The sequence below is a fragment of the Kitasatospora gansuensis genome (assembly GCF_014203705.1).
Taxonomy (GTDB): Bacteria; Actinomycetota; Actinomycetes; order Streptomycetales; family Streptomycetaceae; genus Kitasatospora; species Kitasatospora gansuensis.
The window spans coordinates 6,435,538-6,456,436 of sequence record NZ_JACHJR010000001.1 but is presented as its reverse complement, the minus strand read 5'-3'; the positions used below and the strand labels follow the sequence as shown (position 1 = coordinate 6,456,436).

The window sequence follows — 20,899 nt, the reverse complement described above, 5'->3', positions numbered from 1 at the left end:
GGTGCGACGGTCGGGAGGCCGCAGTGGAGTTTCGGCAGTCCAGCAAGCTGGCGGGCGTGTGTTACGAGATCCGCGGCCCGGTGGTCGAACAGGCCAACGCGCTCGAGGAGGCCGGACACAGCGTGCTGCGGCTGAACACCGGCAACCCGGCCCCGTTCGGCTTCGAGGCGCCGGAGGAGATCCTCCAGGACATCATCCGCAACCTCCCCAACGCGCACGGCTACAGCGACTCGCGCGGCATCCTGCCGGCTCGCCGCGCGGTGGTGCAGTACTACCAGCAGCGCGGTGTCGACGGGGTGACGGTCAATGACGTCTACCTCGGCAACGGCGCCTCCGAGCTGATCCAGATGGCGGTCCAGGCCCTGGTCGACGACGGCGACGAAGTCCTGGTCCCCGCACCGGACTTCCCGCTCTGGACGGCGGTGGTCCGGCTGGCCGGCGGCAAGGCGGTGCACTACCTGTGCGACGAGGAGGCGGAGTGGTACCCCGACCTCGACGACATCGCCTCCAAGATCAGCCACCGCACCAAGGCCATCGTGGTCATCAACCCGAACAACCCGACCGGCGCGGTCTACCCGAAGGAACTGCTGCTCGGCATCCTCGAACTCGCCCGCCGGCACAACCTGATGGTGCTCGCCGACGAGATCTACGACAAGATCCTGTACGACGACGTCGAGCACCACTGCCTCGCCGCGCTCGCCGACGACGTCATCACGCTCACCTTCAACGGCCTCTCCAAGGCGTACCGGGTGGCCGGCTTCCGCAGCGGCTGGCTGGTGGTCTCCGGCCCCAAGCAGCACGCCAAGGACTACCTGGAGGGGCTCACCATGCTCGCGGGCATGCGGCTGTGCCCCAACGTCCCGGCCCAGTACGCCGTACAGGCCGCGCTCGGCGGCCACCAGTCCATCCAGGACCTCACGCTGCCGAACGGCCGCCTCACCGAACAGCGCGACGTCACCTGGCGGGCGCTGAACGAGATCCCCGGCGTCAGCTGCGTCAAGCCCAAGGGCGCGCTGTACGCCTTCGCCAAGCTCGACCCGGCCGTGCACCGGATCGTCGACGACGAGCGCTTCGTACTCGACCTGCTGCTCCGCGAGAAGATCCACATCGTCCAGGGCACCGGCTTCAACTGGCCCCGCCCGGACCACTTCCGCTTCGTCACCCTGCCCCGGGCCGACGACCTGGAGACCGCGATCAGCCGGATCGGCCGCTTCCTCACCACCTACCGGCAGTAGGCCCCTCCGGCGATGATCGGTGGCGTCGCGGCCGGCGTTCTGACACGATGCCGCGATGACCACCGTCTGGCCCTTGCCCCCCGTCGTTCCCGCCGGCCGGATGGCCGACAGCGAACAGCCCGTGCTCGACCTTCCCGGCGGCCTGGAGCTGCGGCCCTGGCAACCCGCCGACGCCGAGAGCCTGGTGACCGCGAGTCAGGATCCGGACATCCGGCAGTGGAACCTGTTCTCGGTGGGCACGGTCGAGGAGGCCCGCGTGCGGATCGGGCGGATGCACGAGCGCTGGCGCGCCGAGCAGGGCGCGATCTGGGCGATCGCCCGCCCCGGTGAGGTGGCCATCGGCCTGATCGGCTGGAACGAGATCGACCTCCAGGGCGGCAGCGCCGAGATCCTCTACTGGGTGCTGCCCGCCGCCCGCGGTGGCGGCGTCGTGGTGGCCGCGACCGAGCGGCTCAGCCGGTGGGCCCTCGACGAACTCGGCCTGCACCGGCTCCGGCTGCGCCACTCGGTGGCCAACGCCGCCTCCTGCCGGGTGGCGGAGAAGGCCGGGTACACCCTCGAAGGGACCCTCCGCAGCTCGCTGCTTCACGCCGACGGGTGGCACGACATGCACCTGCACGCGCTGCTCCAGGGCGACCTCTGACCGACCGTCAGCCCGGCACCCGGGCGCCGAGGAAGGTGACCGCGCGGCGCAGCCGGAAGCCCAGCGTCCCGTACAGCCGGATCGCGTTGGTGTTGTCCCCCGCCGCGTGCAGGAACGGGACCTCGCCGCGCTCCCGGATCCCCGCCGCCACCGCCAGGATCAGCCGGGAGGCCAGCCCCTCGCCGCGGCGGTCCGGGTCGGTGCAGACCGCGCTGATCTCGGTGTGGCCGGACGGGTGCATCCGCTCGCCCGCCATCGCGATCAGCGCGCCGTCCCGGCGGATGCCCAGGTAGCTGCCCATCTCGATGGTCCGGGCCAGGAACGGTCCGGGCCGGGTCCGTTCGACCAGCTCGAGCATCTCCGGCACATCGGCCGGGCCGAGCCGGACCGCCTCGGGGTCCGGCTTGCCGAGCACGTCCTCGCCGACCAGCTGCACGCCCTCGATCCGGAACGGCACCGCCCAGTCCGTCGGCGGCACGACCGCCGCGTCGACCGCGAGCAGCACCACCGCCCCGGGCCCGGCCAGCGCGGCCAGGTCCGCCCAGTCCGCCGCTTGCGGCGCGTCCGGCAGTCCGTGAAAGTGCGTCATGTCCCCCGGGTACCGGGCCGCCCGCCCCCGCCACTCGGCGAACCGCGCGTGCGGTCCGGCCAGCGACGCCGTGACCGGGTTGTCCAGCGGATGCGGCATCAGGTCCCCGTTCCGATCTCCCGCACCCACCCGGCGCGGCCCGGCCCATCGTAACCAGCGTGTCCGCACCGTCCGGCGATCACTAGGCTCGCCCGCATGACCGTGCTGCGCTCCGTCGCCCTGTTCGCCGTCGCCGCCGTCGCCGAGATCGGCGGCTGCTGGCTGATCTGGCAGAGCGTCCGGGAGGCCCGCCCCTGGTGGCTGGCCGGTCTCGGGATCGTGGTGCTCGGCGGGTACGGCTTCGTCGCCGCCCTGCAGTCCGACTCCAACTTCGGCCGCGTGCTGGCCGCCTACGGCGGGGTCTTCGTGGCGGGCTCCCTGCTCTGGGGGATGGCCGTGGACGGCTTCCGGCCGACCCGCTCCGACCTGCTCGGCGCGGCGATCTGCCTGGCCGGCGTGGCGGTCATCATGTACGGCCCGCGCCGCTGACGGCTGCCGTCGGGAGCAAGTACAGTGCCATGGGTACCGCCCGGTAACCGAGTCACCGGCCCCGTCCCGGAAGGAAGTTCCATGGCCAAGCCGCCCGAGGTCGGAGCCTCCGCGCCGTCCTTCACCCTGCCCGGCCTGCTCCTGACGGAGGACCTCGCCGAGCGCCGCGAGTACCACCTCGAGGAGGCCAAGGGCCGCCCGCTGGTGCTGGTCTTCTACCCGGGGGACGACACCCCGGTCTGCACGAAGCAGCTCTGCGAGTACACCTCCGACCTGGACCGCTTCAAGGACCTCGGCGCCACCGTCTGGGGCATCAGCCCGCAGGACCTGGACAGCCACGAACGCTTCGCCCGCAAGCACCGCCTGGCCTTCCCCCTCCTCGCCGACCCCGACCGCGCCGTCGCCCGCGCCTACGGCATCACGGTGCCCGGCCTCGGCCTGCGCCGCTCGGTCTTCATCCTGGACGGCGGCGGCACCGTCACCTGGCGCCACATCGCCCTGGCCGGCCTGACCTTCCAGCACACCGACACCCTGACCGCTCAGCTGGCGACCCTCGGCGAGAGCTGAGTCAGCGCACGTAGCTCTTGAGGATTTCCGTCGGCAAGGTGAACCCGACCGGTGACGGCAGCTCAATCTCGTTGCCGTACGCCCGGATCACCGTGGTCCGGTAGCGCTCTCCGGCCGGCTCACTGTGGACCGTGACCTCGCAGCGCTCGTGGTCGATCAGCCCGCCGGGTCGGCCCACTCACCTTGGCCCGCGAAGTGCGCCACCGGTGCGAGCACGCCGTCAGACCGGGCACAGCCGGTGCGGTACTGCTCCACCCGGATGCCCTGCTCGATGTGCAGGTCGTGCTCCGGTCGATGCTGCATGCACTGCCGGAGCAACCACATGATGATCGCGCCGTGGTCGCCGTCGCCAGGCGGCTTCGTCCGCGCCTCACCCGCGATGAACTCCAGCCGTTCCGAAGCTACGGCGGCGAACCGCTCGAACTCCTCGACACGCATCTACGGCCGGGCCCCTTCTGTGGTCGGACGATGCCCTGGTCGGCTCGGACCAAGCCCAATGCTGCCACCGGTCAGCGCAGCAGGGCGAAGGTGAGGGCCGCGACGCTGCCCAGGGCCGTGCCGGCCAGGACCTGCGGCAGGGTGTGTGCCTTGAGGACCAGGCGGGACCAGCCGATGGCGGCGACCGCTGCGGCGGCGAGGGCGAGCAGCGGGCCGAAGACCAGCAGCAGGATCAGGGCCGCTCCGCCCGCCACCGAGTTGTGGATGGAGATCTGCCACCAGACCGTCACCAGCAGCGAGGTGGCCAGCCCGACCAGCATCGCGACGGCCAGGGCGGACACCTCGGCCGGGGCGCCCATCAGGTACAGCGCGGTCACACCCGCCACCACGGAGACCAGGCTCGCGCCCATCGGGATCATCCGCTGCCTGCGGACCCGGATGTGCTTGTCCGTCAGCGCCCCGCGCTTCACGCCCAGCAGGATGATGCCGAGCGGGATGACGCCGCAGAACAGCGCGGCCAGCAGGCCCCAGCCGAGCCCGCGCCAACTGTGGCTGCCCTGCCAGCCGACCAGCAGCAGCAGGCCGATCACCAGGTTGGCCGGGGCCAGCACGTCGGTGATCGCCTTCGCGGCCCGCTCCCGTGGCGTGGCGGCCCGGTAGACCGGCGTCTCGGGCGCGGTGAACGTACTCATCGAACAGAGCTCCTGGGGGCTGGGGGCGTCAGACCGGGGCAGATGATCACCGGCGCCCCAGCGTAACGGCGCGCGAGCGGCAGACGCTCAGGAGCGGGTGAAGGAGTGGCACTCGCCGATCGGCGTGAAGCCACGGCGGGTGTACCACTGGATCGGCCAGTCCTCGGCGTCGGCGACCAGGAAGCGCAGCGGGTAGTCGGCCGCCAGGTGCAGGGCGGTGGTGAGGACGGTGTCGCCGTGGCCCCGGCCGGTGTGGTCCAGGGCGGTGACCAGGTCCTCGATCTGGGCGATGCCGGTGGCGGGGTCGCGGTAGAGGTCGGCCCAGGCTGCCACCGAGCCGGCGGCGGTGCGGGCGCCGAGGAAGACCACCTCCGGTGCCCCGCGCAGCCGAGCCTCCCGACGGGCGATCAGCTGCTCGACGGTCTCCTCGGAGACCTCCGGCATCCAGTCCCACAGCCGGGCCCGGTACGGCGCCGCCAGCTCGGTGAGCTCCACCGGTGAAGCGGGCGCCGCCGGAGCCGGGGTCGGGCCGCGGTGGGCCAGCACCACCTCGGTCATGTGCTGGTACCCGGCCGCCTCGAAGAGCGGTACGCACGCGGCGCCCGACTCGGCGTCGTAGACCGTCAGTTGGCGGTGCGCGGCGTGCGCCAGCGCCGTGTCCGCCAGCGTGAGCAGGGTGGCCGGCCCGACGGGCCCGTCGATGTGCAGCTGGTTGTGCTCGTACGACAGCGGGAACACGTCGTTCAGCGCGAGGAAGCCCCCCGTCACCTCCCGCACTTCGGTGGCCTGGCGGCGGGCGAAGGCGGTCCGGAAGGCGTTGGCGCGCAGCAGCTCACTGGTGGACATCCGCCGATGGTAGGTCAGGGCGGTCAGCGGTCGAAGCGGATTCGCCGTTCCTCCCCCGCCGTCAACAGGTGCCGCACCGACGGGTGTTTGCCGACCGGACCCGACCGCACCGTCACCTCCTGGTCGACGGGGCTGTACAGCACCACGGTGACGGCCGACGGGGTCCAGCTCAGCGACCGCACCACCGCGCCGAACCGGGTCCGCAGCCCGGACAGGCTGCCGAACGGCAGGGCCTCGGGCAGCGCCGGGAGCAGCACCAGCCGGGCGGGGGCGGTGGCCGTGGCGGGGTGCGAACGGACCAGCAGCTCGGTCAGCACCGCGGGCAGGGCGTGCGCGACATCCGCGTTGTACGCCTCCAGGTCCGGGTAGTGGCTGGTCATCAGGGAGCGGAAGTGGAAGCCCCGGAGCAGCAGTTCGGCCAGCTGACGGCCCGCCAGCACCGGGTCGTCCAGCCGGGCGGCGGCCAGTGCGCGGTGCAGGAGACCGTGGCCGGACCAGTTCTCGTCGCCGCGCAGCAGCAGTGCCGTACGGGCCGCCTCGGCCAGCGCGGGGGTGGTGTCGGGGCTGATCTCGTCCAGCGGCCAGACGGGGTAGAGGTGGCTGACGTGCCGGTGGTCGTAGCTGTCGCCCGAGGACGGCCAGGCCCATTCGGCGAGCGCGCCGTCGGCGTTCACCCGGTAGTCGGGGAGGCGGTCGGCGACCGCCCGCCAGTGCGCGCCGGAGGCGTCGGTGTGCCGTTCGGTGAGGTCGGCGGCGGTGAGCAGGGCGTGCCGGGCGGCGGCCAGGTCCATCGTGGCGTTGACCGAGGCGGGGGCGGGGAGTGGGACGCCGTCGGGGCCGGCCGGGCGGTTCTCCGGGGAGTAGGAGGGCACCAGGACGAAGGTGCCGTCGGCGGCGGTGCGGGTGAGGAAGTCGGTGTAGAAGTCGGCGACTTCGGCCAGCGTCGGCAGCAGCTCGGCGCGCAGGAAGTCGAGGTCGCCGGAGGTCTCGACGTACTCGACCAGCGGTTGCAGCAGCCAGTCCGCGCCGGCCGTCCAGAGGTGGTGCGGCCAGCGCTGGTCGAAGTGGTACTGCAGCCCGTTGGTGCCGTCGGTGTGGGCCGGGGCGACCACGCCCCGGGTGCCGTAGAGCAGCCGGGCGTTGGTACGCCAGTCCGCGAGCTGACCCCGGATCAGCGCGGCCAGCGCCCGGGTCACCTCGGGCAGGTCGCCGGTGGCGGCGGAGGCGATCTGCAGGTTGAGGTTGGCGTTGGTGGTGAAGGCGCCGCCCCAGGCGGTGTGCCAGTCGCCGGTCCACAGGCCGCAGAGCCTCGGCGGCAGCGCGCCGGAGGCGGACAGCAGGTGGTACCGGCCGGCCGCGAACAGGGCTTCCAGCAGCGCGGGTTGGAGCACGGACGGGTCGGCGGTCTGACGCTCCAGCAGCTCGGCGACCGGCCGCTGCCGGTCCGCCTCCGGCGCGCCGAGGTCGAGCCGGACCCGGTCGTAGGCGGTGCCGTGCAGGGCCACGTGCCGGGCCAGCAGCTCACGGTGGTCGGCGGACAGCCCGTACATCCCGGTGTCGAGCCGGCTCAACTCGGAGGCCGGGGCGCCGATCTCGCCCCGGGCGGCGCGGGTCAGCACCAGCACCTCCCGGGCGCCGGAGACGTACACCCGGGGCCCGTCGCAGCGCACCGTACCGCCGGTCGCCACGATCCGGGCCGCGCCCCGGTAGCCGTACGCGCTGTCGGGGTAGCGGGCCCGCAGCCGCAACAGGGCGGTGTCGCGCGGCAGTTCGGCGGAGTACGGGATCTCGGCCGGCCGGTACACCGAGCGGACCGCCGCGCGCAGGCCGGCCGGGGCGCCCGGCAGCCGGCCGTCCAGGCCGATCTCGGCCTCGACCGTGCCGCCCTCGGGGGCGACCAGGCGCTGCACCACCACGTCGTCGGCCCGGGAGACGAAGCACTCCGCCAGCCACTCGCCGTCGGCCTCCCGCCAGCGGGTGGTCACCACGCCGGTCCGGAAGTCCAGCTCCCGGCGGTACCCGGTGACCTCGCCGCGGTGCGAGCGCGTCCAGCGGACGGCGAAGCCCGGGTGGAACGACTGGACGGACCGGGCCTCCCAGTCACCGCCGAACCGGCGGACCGCCGCCGCCTGCTCACCCGCGAGCAACAGGTCCTGGACGGCGGCCAGCTCACCGGCCAGCGCGGGCGGCTCGACCCCCGAGGCGGCGTCCGGCAGCACCAGGTCGTGGTGGGTGACCACCACCGTCTCGGCGTCGGTCCGGCCGTGCACCAGGACGCCGTGCCGACCGTTGCCGCCGAGGTAGGCGTCCTCCCAGCGGGTGGCGGGGGCGGTGTCGTGGATGCCATGACGGGACATGAGGGGAGAACCCTTCCTGGGGGTCAGACCGACGGAGGGTCAGAACGCACTGTCGAAGCGCTTCAACTTCGCGCCGAGGCTAGGACAGCGAGCGGCGGCGCACAAGGGTTTGCACGCACTTAACGTTTCAAGACTTGACGACGACACAGATCGGCCGACCGGTCCGGGACTTCGGAGACCGCTCCCCCAGCAGCAGTCCGGAGCAGCCAGAACGGCAGGACTCCGACCGACGGGCCGGAGGTCGCCACCTTGACATTCCAGGCATCTCGGCAGACTTCGAAGCGCTTCGACCGACAGACTCCGAACGAACTCGCCCACACCAAGGCCGCATCCCCTTGTCGGGGCTCGCCCGGCGGCGGAGAAATGACCGACTTGTCCGTTTCCTGTGGCATGCTGACCGCGGAGTCGAGCCCAGCCCAGGAGGCATCCCGATGTACGGAATCAAGAGCCCGCTGCCGGACACCGACCGCAAGGTCGTCGGTGAGGCGCTGCAGGGGGCGCTGGTCGATCTGGTCGATCTCTCGCTGGTGGCCAAGCAGTTGCACTGGAACGTGGTCGGCGCGCGGTTCCGCTCGGTCCACCTCCAGCTGGACGAGGTGGTGGCGCTGGCCCGCCTGCACGCCGACACCGTGGCCGAGCGGGCGGCCGCGATCGGCGTCTCGCCGGACGGCCGGGCCAAGACGGTCGCCGACACCAGCGGGATCTCCACCTCCCCCGAGGGCCAGGTGATCGACTCGACCGCCGTCGGCACCCTGGTCGACGCGCTCGCCGCCGTCATCACCCGGATGCGCGGCCGGATCGACGCCACCGCCGAGGCCGACCCGGTCAGCCAGGACATCCTGATCGGCCTGACCGCTGACCTGGAGAAGTACTCCTGGATGGCCCAGGCGGAGAACAACGTCTGACCTGTCCGGACACCGCGACCCCCGGCCGCCCACCGTGCTCTTCGGTGGGCGGCCGCGTCATGGCAGGATGAATGACCGAACGTCAACACACGGGGTGCGGGCGAAGGTTCGCGGGCGGACCGGGAGCAGGGGGCAGGGGCGTATGAGCGGGGACAAGTTCGGGGTCTCGTTGACCGAGCTGGCCGAGATCCAGCGGGACTGGCAGCAGATGAGCGAGCGGATGGCCGAGATGAGCGCCAAGCTCGGCCAGATCAAGAGCACGGTGGCCAAGGCGGTCGCCACCGACCTGATGGCCGCGCCGTTCGCCGGGATCGTCGGCTTCGCCGCGGTGGCCGGCCAGGTGGCCGGCGAGGTCGCGGACATCAACGAGCGGGCCGAGAAGCTCCAGCAGACCAAGGAGAAGCTCACCCAGGCGATCGGCGAGGACGTCCGGAAGCTCCAGGCGGTGATCAAGGCGTACCAGGAGACGGACCGCCAGATCGAGGAGGACCACCGCAACCAGGACAAGGACCGCCAGCAGCCGGACAAGCCCAAGCCCACCGGCAACGGTGACGGCGGCGGTCACGGCAACGGGAAGGGCAGCGGTCACGGCAACGGCAACGGCGGTGACCAGGGCAGCCACGACAACGGCGGCGACGGGGACAAGGGCGACGACCCGGACTCGAAGCCCTCGCACGAGGGCAAGATCGCGGTCAAGGACGTCGAGTACGGCGGCCGCGGCTCCTGGAAGAGCGGCGAGGCCGCGGTCCGGGACTACATCAGCCAGACCCTGGACCTGATGGGCATCACCGACCCGCAGGCCCGCGAGCAGTGGACCAAGGGCCTGCTCACCATGGCCGGCCGCGAGTCCTCCTTCAACTCGCTCCCGCTGGCCAACGGCTGGGACAGCAACGCCACTGGCCCGAAGCAGTCCGACGGCTTCCCGGCGAACTCCTCGCGCGGCCCCTGGCAGTGCATCCCGAGCACCTTCGCCGCCTACCACCAGGCGGGCACCTCGACCAACATCTACGACCCGGTCGCCAGCTGCGCGGCCTCGATGAACTACATGATGGACCGTTACCACGTCTCCAAGGACGGCCACGACCTGGCCAGCAAGGTCCAGCAGGCCAACCCGGGCAAGAGCGCCCGGGGTTACTGACCCGCACGCACCGGCAGCCGGGGGTACTCGTACCCCCGGCGGCCGGCCGTTCCGCTAACCGAGCAGGTCCCGGGCCTCGTCCGGGAGGGCGAGCTCAGGGTCCGCCTCCACCGCGGCCCGGACGTCGGCCACCGCCTCGGGGCGGCGGCCCAACGCCTGCAGGGAGCGGGCGCGTTGCAGCCGGGCCGACGGGTCGTCGGTCTCCGCGACGACGGTGTCCAGCAGGCCGAGGGCCTCGCCGTGGCGGTCCGCGTCCTGGTAGGCGACCGCCAGGTTGAACCGCAGCCCCGGGTCCTCGCTCAGCTGGACGGCCCGCTGCAGGTCGGCGGCGGCCGCCGCCAGGTCGCCCTCCTCGTAGGCCAGTTCACCGCGCAGTGCCCAGGCCTGGGCGAACTCCGGGTCCGCCGCGAGGGCCGCCGAGTACGCCTCGCGCGCCTCCGCGAGCTCACCCTCGGCCACGTGCAACTGCCCCTGGACGGCGAGCAGTTGGGCATTGGCCGGGTCGAGCGCGAGCCCGGCCGCGACGTCCCGGCGGGCGCCCGGCAGGTCGCCGAGGTCGGTGAGCAGCCCGGCCCGGTTGAGGTAGGCGTCGACGAAGGCCGGGTCGAGCTCGATGACGTAACCGAAGTCCTGCACCGCGCCCTTCACGTCGCCGAGTTCGGCCCGGACGTCGGCGCGGTTGTAGTACGCCTCGGGGAAGGGGGGTGAGAGGCGGATCGCCTCGTCGAAGTCGGCCAGCGCCTCGACCGAGCGGCCGGTGCGCCGGAGCACGATGCCCCGGTCGAAGTAGTACTCGGCGTAGTTGGGGTCGACGGTGATCACCGAGGTGTAGTCGGCCACCGCGTCCTCGTGGCGGCCCAGCCCGCCGTGCACCTGGGCCCGGTTGTAGACCAGCACCGAGCGGTGCAGGGCGTGCTCGCCCGGGTCGAGGATCTCGTCCAGGCGGGCGACGCACTCGTCCAGCAGCGCGAGCGCCGCCTCCGGCCGGCCCTCGCGGACCTCGATCAGGGCCAGCCCGTTGCGGTTGAAGGCGGTCCGGAAGGCCCGCTCCTTCGGATCCGGCGTCCGGGTGGCGAAGGCGATCGCGGTGTTGATCCAGCCACGGGCCACCTGGTGGTCCCGCTGGTCGTCGTCCAGGAAGCGGGTGTAGAGCATCGCCGTGCCGTACGCGCACTGCAGGTGGATCTCCGGATCGGTGCTGAGCGCGCGGGCCCGCTCCCAGAGCGGGAGGATCCGGTCCGTCAGGCCGAGCCCGGCGTAGGCGTTGGCCGGCTTGGCGAGGAAGGTCCACCAGTGGCGGGGGTGGGACTCGTGGGTGACCAGGGCGCTGCCGCGCTCACCGTAGTCCAGGACGGCGTGGTAGAAGCCCATGTCGGTGCAGTAGTTGCTCGCCTCGCGGAGCAGCTCGGCGCCCGCGCCGGACGGGTCGGAACCGTGCTCGGCGTGCCAGAGCAGGGCGCCCAGGCTCAGCGAACGCTCGTCCAGCGCCTCCAGTTCGAGCCGTCGGGCGTCGTGCAGCGCGGCCCGCCCGGCGGGCGGCAGCAGCTCGTACGCCTCGGCCGCCCGCGGGTCCTCGGCCGTGCCGTCGCCCGCGACGTACAGCGCGGCGCGCTCGGCCGGCCCCGCCGGGAGCAGGTCGGCCGGGGCCGTGCCGTGGACGGTCAGGCAGTGCGCGGTGAGCGCGGGCTCCAGCGGGGCGGCCACCTCGCCGAGGGGCGCGTCGAGCGGCTCCGTCCCGGTGTGCGCGACCACCGTGAGCAGCGCCGGGTCCATCCGGCGGAGCAGCACGGCGAGGAACTCCTGGTCCGTCGGGTCGGCCCGGTGCAGGTCCTCGACCACCAGGGTGTGCGGCCCGTCGCCCAGCGCCTGCGCGTACTCGGTGAGGAACTCGACCAGGCCGTGCGCGATCCGCAGGGTGCGCAGCCGGGAGTAGTAGCGGGTGCGCTCCTTGGGCACGGCCAGCGAGGTGAGGGTCTCCCGGGAGGCGGGGACCACGCCGCGCAGTTCGGGCGCGGTGCTGAGGATCTCGACGTCGTGCCGCCGGACCGCCTCGGGGCAGCGCGTCAGGGCATCGGGGACCAGGGCCCGCAGCAGGGAGCCGACGGCGGTGTACGGGCCGCGCAGCCGACGGTGCGCACTGACCGTCACCAGGACCGGCGGCAGCGCCAGTTGCTCGTGGGCGGCGGCCCGGGCGGCGCGGTGCGGCGCCCGGACCCAGTGGTGGCGGGGCTCGGCCATGGCGGTGGTGCCTTTCGTCAGAGAGCGGGTGCGGGGGCTTCGGGAGCGGACTTCCGGCGGCGGCGGTCCCGGCGGACCATCACGGCGACGGCGCCGAGCTGGAGGACGGCCAGGGCGAAGAACACCGTGGAGTCGATGAACGGGCCGAGCGGCGCGTGCCCGCCGAACCGGTCCAGCGCGCCCGTGACGAAGCGGGCCCCGGCGGGGACGACGCCGATCACGAAGACCGTCAGCGAGAAGGCGTAGCCGACCACGATCAGCCAGGAGTACCAGCGCGCCGCCCGGCGGTCGACGGCGTGCCAGCCCGACTCGTCCAGCAGCGGGCGTCCCCGGCGGCGGCGGACGGCGTTGGTCAGCACGCCCGTGGCGGTGGTGTGCAGGTCACGGCAGCCGAGCACGGTGCTGAGCAGCACGTAGAGGTCGGTCCGCAGATAGAAGAACGCCTGCCAGGCGATCCGCAGCACGGTGGCGTAGGCCAGCGCGAGGCAGAGCCGGCCGACCCCGCTGAGCGCGCCGCCGGGCAGGCGGGTGGCGTCGGCGGTCAGGGTGAGGGCGGCGGTCAGCACGGTGTCGGCGAGCACTCCGGCCAGGATCGGCAGGTAGCGCTTGCGCCTGGGTACGGTGACCAGCCCGTCGAGCGAGGTCTCCAGCACGATGTAGATCAGGCGGTGGCCGAACGAGAGCCTGCTAGGCAGGCCGAGCCGTCGGCCGGCCAGGGCGTGGAAGGCCTCGTGGACCAGGATCAGCGGGAACTGACCGACGAACAGGACCACCGAGATCACGGTGAAGTAGGGGCTGAAGAACAGGTTCGCCGGGTGCGGCGCGAGCTCGGGCGTCCGGATCATCGCGGCGACCGACGCGGCGACCACCAGCAGGTAACAGGCCCAGGCCGGCAGGCTGAACGCGGCTCGGCCGAGGCGCTGCCAGCGCACCGGCGGCGGCGGTGGTTCGTCCCCGGTGCGGACGAAGCCGAGTTCGTCCAGCCCGGCCAGCAGGTCCGCGATGTCGACGCTCTCGCCGTGCACCCGCTCGTAGGCCCGGGCGGCCTGCCGGGGTGTCAGACCGTCCGCCAGCAGCCGGACCAGCTCCGCGCCGTCGGCGGGGAGCACCGCGTAGGAGTCGGTGTCGACCCGGCCGACGGTGACCTCCTCGCCCTCGTCCAGGTAGACCAGCGGGTGCAGCGCGACCGGACGGTCGAGGTCCGGGCCGGCGGCCGCGTGGTCGGTCGAGGGGCTCATCGGTCCTCCCGGAGAAGTTCCCTGCTCGGCGGAGTGGCTGACGGGGCCGGCCGCCGGAGCGGCCGACCCCGTCAGATGGTGCTGGGGCCTCAGGCGTCGCAGCCGCAGCCGTACATGGTCTGGGCGGAGCTGGTCAGACGGACCGGGCCGGCCTTGCGGATGACGATCTTCTTCATGGTGTGTCCTTCCCTCGAGCTGACAGAGAACGAGCGGATGTGAATCGCATGGCTTCGAAAATTCATCTCAGCTGTCGCGACGCCCATCAGCATGGAACCGGGTCCCGCTCATGTCAACAGCGGGTAACAGAATTTGACGATCCGTCAGGTCCGGCGTGGAAGCCGCCGTCGACGAAGAGCAGCGGTGCTCCGGAAGTGGTCCAGTGCTCCAGGACGCGGCCGATCAGCACCAGGTGGTCGCCGACCGGGAGGACCTGTTCGCGGCGGCAGACCAGGGTCGCGACAGCGCCGTCCAGCAGCGGTATCCCGTACCGTCCCTCGTCGCTGTTCAGCCCGGCGAAGCGGTCGCCGGGCCCGGCGAAGCGGACGGCGAGATCGCGCTGGTCGGCGGCCAGCAGGTTGACCGCGAAGTGGGCGCCGCCGGTGAACGCGGCCCGGCTCGTGGAGGACTGCTGCAGGCACCAGAGCACGAGCGGCGGCTCCAGCGAGACCGAGGTGAAGGAGTTCACGGTCACACCCGCGGGATGCCCCCGGTAGCGGGTGGTGACCACCGCAACGCCGGTCGCGTACCGCCCCAGCACGGCACGGAGTGGGCGGCCCGCCTCGACCGCCTTGTCGAGGGCCATCCGGCACGCCCCTCCCTGGTGGAGTCTCCAACCAGTCCCAGATGAATGGGACTTGGTGTGTTCATTCATCTCAGACGGAGCCATCGCAGACTGACAGCTCACCGCCAAGGCGTCAACAGGTGTGACCGGCAAGGCCGGTAGCCGCCGGTCGACCGGGACAGCGCACGGCCGACGGGGGCGGTTCCGGCGCGCGGCCATCTAGGATGGGGCCGACGGGGCCGCCGGGCTCGGTCGCAGCGGTGAACGAGCAAGGGAGGTGCGCGGTGCCCCGATCCGGAGCCGCCTCGCTCGCCGACCGGATCGACCGGCTCTTCGAGGTGGTCCGAGGTCCCGACCGCGAGCCGTACAGCAACGAGGAGGTCGCGCGGGCCTGCCGCGAGGCCACCGGTGAGACCTTCTCCGCGACCTACCTCTGGCAGCTCAGAACGGGCCGCCGGGACAATCCGACCAAGCGTCATCTCGAAGCGCTGGCGCGGTTCTTCCAGGTGCCGCCGGCCTACTTCTTCGACGACGAACAGAGCGGCCGGATCACCGAGGAGCTCCAACTCCTGGGCGCACTGCGGGATGCGGGCGTCCGGGACGTCGCACTGCGGGCCGTCTCACTGTCGCCCGAGGGGCTCGGCACGATCAGCGACATGATCGAGATCATCGCTCGGAGAGAGGCCGGATCACACCGTCCGGAATGACTGTCCATCAGACCTTCACACGCCTAGGATCGCTCTCAGCGGGTCGGACATCGCTGACCGTGATCGGACCGGGCCAGGGGGTGGGACTGTGCGGTTTTTCACGGACCGACGGGGGCGGATGCTCTGGCGCCGATGTCGCCGGATGGTGGAGTCCCTCCCGCTGTCGGCACCGTTCGACCCGGAGGAGCTGGTGGCTGCGCTGGCCGAGCGGCGCGGGCGACCGATCGAGCTGATCCAGCTGCCGGTCCGGTCCCGCACCCCCTGCGGCCTGCTGGTCACCACCGACCGGGCCGACTACATCGGTTACCCGAGCGCCACCACGGCATTACACCAACAGCACATCCTGCTGCATGAATTAGGCCATCTGCTGTCCGGCCACGCCGGAACCGGAGGGATCAGCGCCGGAACCGTGCAGGCGCTGCTGCCCAACCTCTCCGAGGAGCTGGTCCAACGGGTCCTCGGGCGCACGGTCTACACCGAACTGCAGGAGCAGGAAGCCGAGTTGTTCGCCTCGCTGGCCCTGCACCGCCCCAGACGCGGCAGCCGGGTATGACCGCGGCACCGGTCCGCTGGGTGCGGGCCTGGACGGCGTACTGGCGGATCGGCCCGCTCTGGACCGCCCTGCACCGCGCGGTGCCCGAGATCGCGCTCTCCACGCCCACCACCCGGCTCCGCCCGGCCTTTCCGCGCGGCGCGGAGTTCGCGCTGTACCGCCGCATCATCGAGATCCACGACGGCCGGCTCGCACTGCGCCCCTACGTCCACCCCGGGGTGCACACCTGGGCGGTGGCGACCGCCGGCCGGCAGGGCTCGGGCGGCAACGCGGCGGCCCGGGCTGAGGCCGCGTGCATCGCGGCCGCGCTGGCCGCCGCCGAGGCCGGGCTGCCGTACCGGGCGGGGCCGCCCGTCCCGTACGCCGCGCACGAGCTGCAGGCCAGCATCGAGGCCGAGACCGCCTGGCTGATCGACGTGACCGAGGCCTTCACCCGCTCCACCCGCGCGACCGGGATCGGGTCCCACCGCCCCGGCGTACGGCACGCCGCGCCCTGGCACCAGGTGATCCGGCACTGCTGACGCTAGACCGAAGTGCCCGGCAAATCCCGGTAGGCGGCGGCGAGTTCGGCGATCAGCGGGTGCCCGGGATCGAGTTCGACCCCGTCCACGGCGGCGATCGGGCGGACGCCGATCGCGGCGTTGCCGGCGAACGCGGCCTGGAACCCACTCAGCCCGGTCAGCGGGACCCGTTCGCTGCGGCCCGGGCGCAGCCCGCGCAGCAGCTCCAGCGTGGTGCCGGGCAGGTACGCGGCCTCCGGCCAGACCGGCTCGCCGTCCCGGATCAGGCCGAGGTTCCAGGTGCCGCCCTCGCTGACCGCCCCGGTGCCGTCCACGAACAGCGCGTCGTCGTACCCGGCCAGCTGCGCCGCCCGTCGGTGCCGCAGCGCACCGAACAGCCCGACGCTCTTCACCTCGGGCTGATCCCTGACATAGCCCACCGAACGCACCCGCAGCGGCGGCGGCATCGCGCCGTCGCCCGCCGGGCGGGTCGTCACCAGGACGGCCGGATCGGCCCGGCCGCCCAGACTGCCGAGGTCGAGCGCGGGGTCGAAGACCGTCAGCCGCAGCATCGTGCTGCCGCTGCCCGGCACCGCCCGGCGAGCGTACGAGCGGACCAGGTCGAGGTCCAGCTCGGTGCCGAACAGTGCCCGGCAGTCCCGCCGCAGCCGTTCCAGATGGAGCGCCAGTCCGCGCACCCGGCCGTCGGTCACCCGCATGGTGGTGAAGTGCCCGTAGTTGGTGAGCGCCAGGGCTTGGAGCTCCGCCGGGCGTACCGGTCTGCCGTTCAGTTCCGCCATGCCCGAAAGCATGCCAGGCCGCCCACCGATTGCCGGTCGGTCTCAGCCGGGCAGGCCCTCGCGCACCCGCCGGGAGACCGCGGCCTCCTGCAGGTCGAGCGTGCCGGGCGACTCCGCGATGCCCGGGCCGCCGGCCTTCACCCAGTCGGTGATCTCGTCCAGCATGTCGTCCGCGAGCACCCAGCCGAGCCAGACCGGCCGCCCGCCGGCCGCCCGCCCTTCCGCCGACGGGCTCACCACGACCACGTTCGAGTGGTCGCAGGCGTCCAGGCACGGCACCGCCCGCACCCGCCCCGCCGCACCGACGCCCTCCTTCAGCCGGACCAGCTGCGCCGCGTGGTCGACCTCCGGGTGCCGCCGCTCCGTCCCGCAGCAGCACCCCCGGCACACCGTCACCGTCACCGGTGCGGCAGCAGTCTTCTTGACCGGCTTACGAGCCATCAGTTCCCCTCCAACGGGCAGTCGTACTGTTCAGGGCCGTGACGCACCCCGACGGCCGAGGGTATCCGGCGCCGGTCGCTCGCCGTGCGGGCCCTCGCACAGCTGCTTATGGTGACCGAAGTCGCACCCCGGACCTCCCGGGGGCGACTCGGAGGTCAACTCATGATCAAGGCAAGCGACATCATGCACGCGGGTGCCCAGTGCGTCCGGGCCGATCAGACCCTGCTCGACGCCGCCATGATGATGCGGGACATGGGCGTCGGCGCCCTGCCGATCTGCGGCGAGGACCAGATGCTCAAGGGGATCATCACCGACCGCGACATCGTCACCCGATGTATCGCGGAGGGCAAGGACCCGGCCATGATGAAGGCGATGGAGCTGAGCGGGCACCTGCACTGCGTCCGGGCGGACGACAGCATGGACGAGGTGCTCAAGAAGATGGAGCAGCACCAGATCCGCCGGATCCCGGTGATCGACAACGACCGGCTGGTCGGCATGATCAGCGAAGCCGACCTGGCGATGGGTCACCGGAACGGCGGCCGCCTGACGGACCAGCAGATCGTCGACTTCATGGACAGCGTCTACCTCAAGCGCTGACCCCCCTCCCCCGGGCCACCGGTCACCCCACCGGTGGCCCGCCCGCGCGCCCGCGCAGCCACCCGTCGAGCGCGGCGAAGTCCGCGTCCGTCAGTCCGCACCGGTACAGCAGGGCCTCACCCGGTGGCCTTCGCCGCCGCGCGGCCCGCTGCCCGGCCGGAGAACAGGCAGCCGCCGAGGAAGGTGCCCTCCAGGGAGCGGTAGCCGTGCACGCCGCCGCCGCCGAAGCCGGCTGCCTCGCCCGCCGCGTAGACGCCGTCGAGCACCGAGCCGTCGGCCCGCAGCACGCGTGAGTCGAGGTCGGTCTCCAGGCCGCCGAGCGACTTGCGGGTGAGGATGTTCAGCCGCACGGCGATCAGCGGACCGGCCTTCGGGTCGAGCAGGCGGTGCGGGGAGGCGGTCCGGATCAGCTTGTCGCCCAGGTAGCGGCGGGCGCCGTGAATGGCCGTCACCTGGAGGTCCTTGCTGAACGGGTTGGCCATCTCGCGGTCCCGGGCCTCGATCTCGCGGCGCAGCTCGGCCTCGTCGATCAGCGCCTCGGGAGTCTTCGCGTTCATCCCGCGCACCAGCTCCTCCAGCGAGTCGGCGACCACGAAGTCCACGCCGTGCTTCTTGAACGCCTCGACCGGCGCGGTGGCGCCGGGCAGCGCGCGGCGCAGCACCTCCCGGACCGACTTCCCGGTCAGGTCCGGGTTCTGCTCGGAGCCGGAGAGCGCGAACTCCTTCTCGATGATCTTCTGGGTGAGCACGAACCAGGTGTGGTCGTGACCGGTCGTCATGATGTGCTCCAGCGTGCCCAGGGTGTCGAACCCGGGGAACAGCGGCACCGGCAGCCGCCGGCCGCGCGCGTCCAGCCAGAGCGAGGAGGGGCCGGGCAGGATCCGGATGCCGTGCTGCGGCCAGATCGGGTCCCAGTTCTCGATGCCCTCGGTGTAGTGCCACATCCGGTCACCGTTGATCAGGTGGCCGCCCGCCGCGCCCGTGATGCCCAGCATCAGGCCGTCCACGTGCGCGGGCACCCCCGAGAGCAGCTTCTGCGGGGGCGTGCCGAGCCTGGCGGGCCAGGCCTTCCGGACCAGTTCGTGGTTGCCGCCGATGCCGCCGGAGGTGACGATCACCGCCTGCGCCCGCAGCTCGAACGACCCCGCCACCTCCCGCGAACTGGCCTCGCCCCGGGCCACCGTGCTGGGCACCAGCACCTCGCCCGCGACGGTGTCCACCGATCCGGCCGAGGCCGACAGTCCGGTCACCCGGTGCCGGAACCTGAACTCGACCAGCCCGCGCGCCGCGGCGGCCCGCACCCGGCGGGCGAACGGCTCGACCAGGCCGGGCCCGGTGCCCCAGGTGATGTGGAAGCGCGGCACCGAGTTGCCCGGACCACTGGCCAGCAGCCCGCCGCGCTCGGCCCAGCCGACCACGGGGAAGAACCTGACGCCCTGTCCGTGCAGCCAGGAGCGCTTCTCGCCCGCCGCGAAGTCGACGTACGCCTCGGCCCAGCGGCGCGGCCAGGCGTCCTCGGGGCGGTCGAAGCCGGCCGTGCCGAGCCAGTCCTGCCAGGCCAGCTCGTGCGAGTCGCGGATCCGCATCCTGCGCTGCTCGGGTGAGTCGACCAGGAACAGCCCGCCGAAGGACCAGTGCGCCTGACCGCCGAGCGAGGCGGCCGGCTCCTGGTCGAGCAGGATCACCTTCCGTCCGGCGTCCGCGAGTTCTGCGGTGGCGACCAGGCCCGCCAGCCCGGCTCCGATCACGATGACGTCGGCGTCCAGTGCCACGGGCGATCCTCCAGGGTGAGCAGGCGTGTCCGGATTCTGCGGCCTGCGGACCGGCAGGTCAACCGACCGGTAACCCGACCCGGGAGCCGGGCTGCCTTCCGGAGGCCGTCGACGGATTCCCCGAATAGCCTTTTTCGCTCCACCCGGTAGCGGAATACGTGGTCAAACGATCCGCCATGGAGCGTAATTCACCGGCCTTTTGACGGATATTCGGTAATTCCGGCGAACGCTCTGGACAGCCCGATTAACCTGCCAGTAACTTACTTGCCAGTAGCAGCCGGCTGTTCCGCCCCCACCCACCAGCGCGTCTCTCCACCCCTCAGGAGGCACCGTGTTCAGCCATGCCCGAAAGCGTCTCCCCGCCCTGCTCGGCGGCCTGCTGGCCACCGCCGCACTCGCCGCGCTGACCGCCCCGGCCGCCCACGCCGGGACCGGCGCGGGCCCGTACGTCGCACTCGGCGACTCGTTCGCGGCCGGCGCCCTGGTGCCGAACCAGTCCGGCGGGCTCTGCCTTCGCTCGGACCAGAACTACGGCCACCTGGTGGCCGCCGCGCTGAACAGCACCTCGTACACCGACGTCACCTGCTCCGCCGCCAAGGTGAAGCACCTGACGGAGGCTCAGTACGGCGTCTACGAACCCCAGTTGAACGCCCTGAAGCCGGACACCGCACTGGTCACCCTGGGCATCGGCGGCAACGACCTCGGGGTCAGCGACCTCGGCGTCGCCGAGCTGATCGCCACCTGCGTCGGCGGAGCCGTGGTCAACCCGTTCGGCACCCCGTGCAAGGACGTGTACGCCGACGGGCACTGGGCCTGGCGGGACTGGCAGTTCCAGTGGGTCTACGGCGAGGACAAGCTGCGCAGCCGGATCGCCGCCGCCGCGCCCCAGGTCGCGGACGGCCTGCGCAGGATCCACGCCAAGTCCCCCAACGCCAAGGTGCTGCTGGTGGGTTACCCCTCCGTCGTACCCTCGAACGGAGCCAACTGCATCGGCCGCCAGCCCGTCACCCCCGGCGACGTGGAGTACCTGCACGGCGTGCTGAGCGACCTGAACGCCATGCTGGCCCGGACCGCCGCCGCGAACGGCGCCACCTACGTGGACACGGCGACCCCGACCAAGGGGCACGACGCCTGCTCGGACACCCCGTGGATCGAGGGCCTGCTGCCGCAGTCCCCCGCCGCCCCGTTCCACCCGAACGCGGCCGGCGAGCGGGTGATGGCCGACACGGTGCTGCGCACCCTCGGCCACTGACGCCTCCGCGCCCCGAGCGCGCTGACGCCTCCGCAGCCCGAGCACACGGAAGGGCCCCGGACCGCAACCGCGGTCCGGGGCC

Annotated in this window: 23 protein-coding genes; 10 read left to right on the top strand and 13 right to left on the bottom strand. The window is 72.5% G+C overall.

Annotation, left to right across the window (positions count from 1 at the left end; genetic code table 11):
* Positions 1–23 precede the first annotated feature (23 nt).
* On the top strand, positions 24–1,235 hold the full coding sequence (locus F4556_RS29090; RefSeq protein WP_184921292.1) for a pyridoxal phosphate-dependent aminotransferase: 1,212 nt from the start codon (positions 24–26) through the stop codon (positions 1,233–1,235).
* Between the two features lie 55 nt (positions 1,236–1,290).
* Complete coding sequence (locus F4556_RS29085) at positions 1,291–1,878, top strand: GNAT family N-acetyltransferase (RefSeq protein WP_184921290.1); 588 nt, start codon at positions 1,291–1,293, stop codon at positions 1,876–1,878.
* 7 nt (positions 1,879–1,885) lie between these two features.
* Here the strand turns inward: F4556_RS29085 and F4556_RS29080 are convergent, their stop codons facing one another.
* Positions 1,886–2,566, bottom strand: coding sequence for a GNAT family N-acetyltransferase (locus tag F4556_RS29080; RefSeq protein ID WP_184921288.1), 681 nt, complete (start codon positions 2,564–2,566; stop codon positions 1,886–1,888).
* Positions 2,567–2,662: 96 nt separating this feature from the next.
* Here F4556_RS29080 and F4556_RS29075 point away from each other — a divergent pair, with 96 nt between their 5' ends.
* Both F4556_RS29075 and F4556_RS29070 read left to right on the top strand, forming a co-directional pair.
* A complete protein-coding gene (locus F4556_RS29075) occupies positions 2,663–2,995 on the top strand; it encodes a YnfA family protein (protein WP_184921286.1) in 333 nt (110 codons plus the stop codon).
* Between the two features lie 81 nt (positions 2,996–3,076).
* Positions 3,077–3,562 carry a peroxiredoxin gene (locus F4556_RS29070; RefSeq protein ID WP_184921284.1) on the top strand — a complete coding sequence of 162 codons (486 nt, stop codon included), beginning with the start codon at positions 3,077–3,079 and terminating at the stop codon, positions 3,560–3,562.
* A gap of 1 nt (position 3,563) precedes the next feature.
* On the opposite strand, the gene F4556_RS39555 is transcribed toward F4556_RS29070, so the two are convergent.
* The 5 genes from F4556_RS39555 to F4556_RS29050 form a co-directional block, all read right to left on the bottom strand.
* Complete coding sequence (locus F4556_RS39555) at positions 3,564–3,740, bottom strand: hypothetical protein (protein WP_313068779.1); 177 nt, start codon at positions 3,738–3,740, stop codon at positions 3,564–3,566.
* Positions 3,719–4,000: a PDDEXK family nuclease gene (locus F4556_RS39550; RefSeq protein WP_313068777.1), complete on the bottom strand. Its 282-nt coding sequence runs from the start codon at positions 3,998–4,000 to the stop codon at positions 3,719–3,721. Before F4556_RS39550 ends, F4556_RS39555 begins: the two co-directional genes overlap by 22 nt.
* A gap of 71 nt (positions 4,001–4,071) precedes the next feature.
* A complete protein-coding gene (locus F4556_RS29060; protein ID WP_184921282.1) occupies positions 4,072–4,692 on the bottom strand; it encodes a hypothetical protein in 621 nt (206 codons plus the stop codon).
* Between the two features lie 87 nt (positions 4,693–4,779).
* Positions 4,780–5,538: a GNAT family N-acetyltransferase gene (locus tag F4556_RS29055; protein WP_184921280.1), complete on the bottom strand. Its 759-nt coding sequence runs from the start codon at positions 5,536–5,538 to the stop codon at positions 4,780–4,782.
* Between the two features lie 23 nt (positions 5,539–5,561).
* Positions 5,562–7,895 carry a glycoside hydrolase family 95 protein gene (locus F4556_RS29050; RefSeq protein ID WP_184921278.1) on the bottom strand — a complete coding sequence of 778 codons (2,334 nt, stop codon included), beginning with the start codon at positions 7,893–7,895 and terminating at the stop codon, positions 5,562–5,564.
* A 431-nt stretch (positions 7,896–8,326) separates the two neighbouring features.
* On the opposite strand from F4556_RS29050, the gene F4556_RS29045 reads away from it, so the two are divergent.
* On the top strand, positions 8,327–8,800 hold the full coding sequence (locus F4556_RS29045) for a Dps family protein (RefSeq protein WP_184921276.1): 474 nt from the start codon (positions 8,327–8,329) through the stop codon (positions 8,798–8,800).
* Between the two features lie 142 nt (positions 8,801–8,942).
* Positions 8,943–9,938 carry a lysozyme family protein gene (locus tag F4556_RS29040; protein WP_184921274.1) on the top strand — a complete coding sequence of 332 codons (996 nt, stop codon included), beginning with the start codon at positions 8,943–8,945 and terminating at the stop codon, positions 9,936–9,938.
* 54 nt (positions 9,939–9,992) lie between these two features.
* Here the strand turns inward: F4556_RS29040 and F4556_RS29035 are convergent, their stop codons facing one another.
* From F4556_RS29035 to F4556_RS29020, 4 genes are all read right to left on the bottom strand, one after another.
* Positions 9,993–12,176, bottom strand: a complete 2,184-nt coding sequence (locus F4556_RS29035; RefSeq protein WP_184921265.1) for a tetratricopeptide repeat protein — start codon at positions 12,174–12,176, stop codon at positions 9,993–9,995.
* Between the two features lie 17 nt (positions 12,177–12,193).
* The gene (locus F4556_RS29030; protein ID WP_184921263.1) at positions 12,194–13,414 is read right to left on the bottom strand and encodes a hypothetical protein; all 1,221 of its coding nucleotides are present in this window, start codon (positions 13,412–13,414) and stop codon (positions 12,194–12,196) included.
* A gap of 89 nt (positions 13,415–13,503) precedes the next feature.
* Positions 13,504–13,683, bottom strand: coding sequence for a hypothetical protein (locus F4556_RS29025; protein ID WP_184921261.1), 180 nt, complete (start codon positions 13,681–13,683; stop codon positions 13,504–13,506).
* 20 nt (positions 13,684–13,703) lie between these two features.
* The gene (locus tag F4556_RS29020; RefSeq protein WP_184921259.1) at positions 13,704–14,216 is read right to left on the bottom strand and encodes a flavin reductase family protein; all 513 of its coding nucleotides are present in this window, start codon (positions 14,214–14,216) and stop codon (positions 13,704–13,706) included.
* Between the two features lie 263 nt (positions 14,217–14,479).
* Between F4556_RS29020 and F4556_RS29015 the strand changes: the two genes are divergently transcribed.
* Positions 14,480–14,902, top strand: coding sequence for a helix-turn-helix domain-containing protein (locus F4556_RS29015; protein ID WP_184921257.1), 423 nt, complete (start codon positions 14,480–14,482; stop codon positions 14,900–14,902).
* Positions 14,903–15,256: 354 nt separating this feature from the next.
* On the top strand, positions 15,257–15,976 hold the full coding sequence (locus tag F4556_RS29005) for an MAB_1171c family putative transporter (RefSeq protein ID WP_313069271.1): 720 nt from the start codon (positions 15,257–15,259) through the stop codon (positions 15,974–15,976).
* Positions 15,977–15,978: 2 nt separating this feature from the next.
* Here F4556_RS29005 and F4556_RS29000 read toward each other — a convergent pair whose 3' ends face one another.
* The gene (locus F4556_RS29000; RefSeq protein WP_184921252.1) at positions 15,979–16,755 is read right to left on the bottom strand and encodes an aminotransferase class IV; all 777 of its coding nucleotides are present in this window, start codon (positions 16,753–16,755) and stop codon (positions 15,979–15,981) included.
* A gap of 42 nt (positions 16,756–16,797) precedes the next feature.
* Positions 16,798–17,196, bottom strand: a complete 399-nt coding sequence (locus tag F4556_RS28995; protein WP_184921250.1) for a (2Fe-2S) ferredoxin domain-containing protein — start codon at positions 17,194–17,196, stop codon at positions 16,798–16,800.
* A gap of 162 nt (positions 17,197–17,358) precedes the next feature.
* Between F4556_RS28995 and F4556_RS28990 the strand changes: the two genes are divergently transcribed.
* The gene (locus tag F4556_RS28990) at positions 17,359–17,793 is read left to right on the top strand and encodes a CBS domain-containing protein (protein WP_184921248.1); all 435 of its coding nucleotides are present in this window, start codon (positions 17,359–17,361) and stop codon (positions 17,791–17,793) included.
* A 116-nt stretch (positions 17,794–17,909) separates the two neighbouring features.
* Here F4556_RS28990 and F4556_RS28985 read toward each other — a convergent pair whose 3' ends face one another.
* Positions 17,910–19,565, bottom strand: a complete 1,656-nt coding sequence (locus F4556_RS28985) for an FAD-binding dehydrogenase (RefSeq protein WP_184921246.1) — start codon at positions 19,563–19,565, stop codon at positions 17,910–17,912.
* A 331-nt stretch (positions 19,566–19,896) separates the two neighbouring features.
* Between F4556_RS28985 and F4556_RS28980 the strand changes: the two genes are divergently transcribed.
* A complete protein-coding gene (locus tag F4556_RS28980) occupies positions 19,897–20,817 on the top strand; it encodes an SGNH/GDSL hydrolase family protein (RefSeq protein ID WP_184921245.1) in 921 nt (306 codons plus the stop codon).
* Positions 20,818–20,899: the final 82 nt, after the last annotated feature.

Excerpts from the sequence above, each read along its gene's own strand:
- F4556_RS29085 (WP_184921290.1), top strand. The coding sequence starts at position 1,291 with ATGACCACCGTCTGGCCCTTGCCCCCCGTCGTTCCCGCCGGCCGGATG.
- F4556_RS29080 (WP_184921288.1), bottom strand. The coding sequence starts at position 2,566 with ATGCCGCATCCGCTGGACAACCCGGTCACGGCGTCGCTGGCCGGACCG.
- F4556_RS29075 (WP_184921286.1), top strand. The coding sequence starts at position 2,663 with ATGACCGTGCTGCGCTCCGTCGCCCTGTTCGCCGTCGCCGCCGTCGCC.
- F4556_RS29070 (WP_184921284.1), top strand. The coding sequence starts at position 3,077 with ATGGCCAAGCCGCCCGAGGTCGGAGCCTCCGCGCCGTCCTTCACCCTG.
- F4556_RS39550 (WP_313068777.1), bottom strand. The coding sequence starts at position 4,000 with ATGCGTGTCGAGGAGTTCGAGCGGTTCGCCGCCGTAGCTTCGGAACGG.
- F4556_RS29060 (WP_184921282.1), bottom strand. The coding sequence starts at position 4,692 with ATGAGTACGTTCACCGCGCCCGAGACGCCGGTCTACCGGGCCGCCACG.
- F4556_RS29055 (WP_184921280.1), bottom strand. The coding sequence starts at position 5,538 with ATGTCCACCAGTGAGCTGCTGCGCGCCAACGCCTTCCGGACCGCCTTC.
- F4556_RS29050 (WP_184921278.1), bottom strand. The coding sequence starts at position 7,895 with ATGTCCCGTCATGGCATCCACGACACCGCCCCCGCCACCCGCTGGGAG.
- F4556_RS29045 (WP_184921276.1), top strand. The coding sequence starts at position 8,327 with ATGTACGGAATCAAGAGCCCGCTGCCGGACACCGACCGCAAGGTCGTC.
- F4556_RS29040 (WP_184921274.1), top strand. The coding sequence starts at position 8,943 with ATGAGCGGGGACAAGTTCGGGGTCTCGTTGACCGAGCTGGCCGAGATC.
- F4556_RS29035 (WP_184921265.1), bottom strand. The coding sequence starts at position 12,176 with ATGGCCGAGCCCCGCCACCACTGGGTCCGGGCGCCGCACCGCGCCGCC.
- F4556_RS29030 (WP_184921263.1), bottom strand. The coding sequence starts at position 13,414 with ATGAGCCCCTCGACCGACCACGCGGCCGCCGGCCCGGACCTCGACCGT.
- F4556_RS29025 (WP_184921261.1), bottom strand. The coding sequence starts at position 13,683 with ATGCTGATGGGCGTCGCGACAGCTGAGATGAATTTTCGAAGCCATGCG.
- F4556_RS29020 (WP_184921259.1), bottom strand. The coding sequence starts at position 14,216 with ATGGCCCTCGACAAGGCGGTCGAGGCGGGCCGCCCACTCCGTGCCGTG.
- F4556_RS29000 (WP_184921252.1), bottom strand. The coding sequence starts at position 16,755 with ATGGCGGAACTGAACGGCAGACCGGTACGCCCGGCGGAGCTCCAAGCC.
- F4556_RS28995 (WP_184921250.1), bottom strand. The coding sequence starts at position 17,196 with ATGGCTCGTAAGCCGGTCAAGAAGACTGCTGCCGCACCGGTGACGGTG.
- F4556_RS28990 (WP_184921248.1), top strand. The coding sequence starts at position 17,359 with ATGATCAAGGCAAGCGACATCATGCACGCGGGTGCCCAGTGCGTCCGG.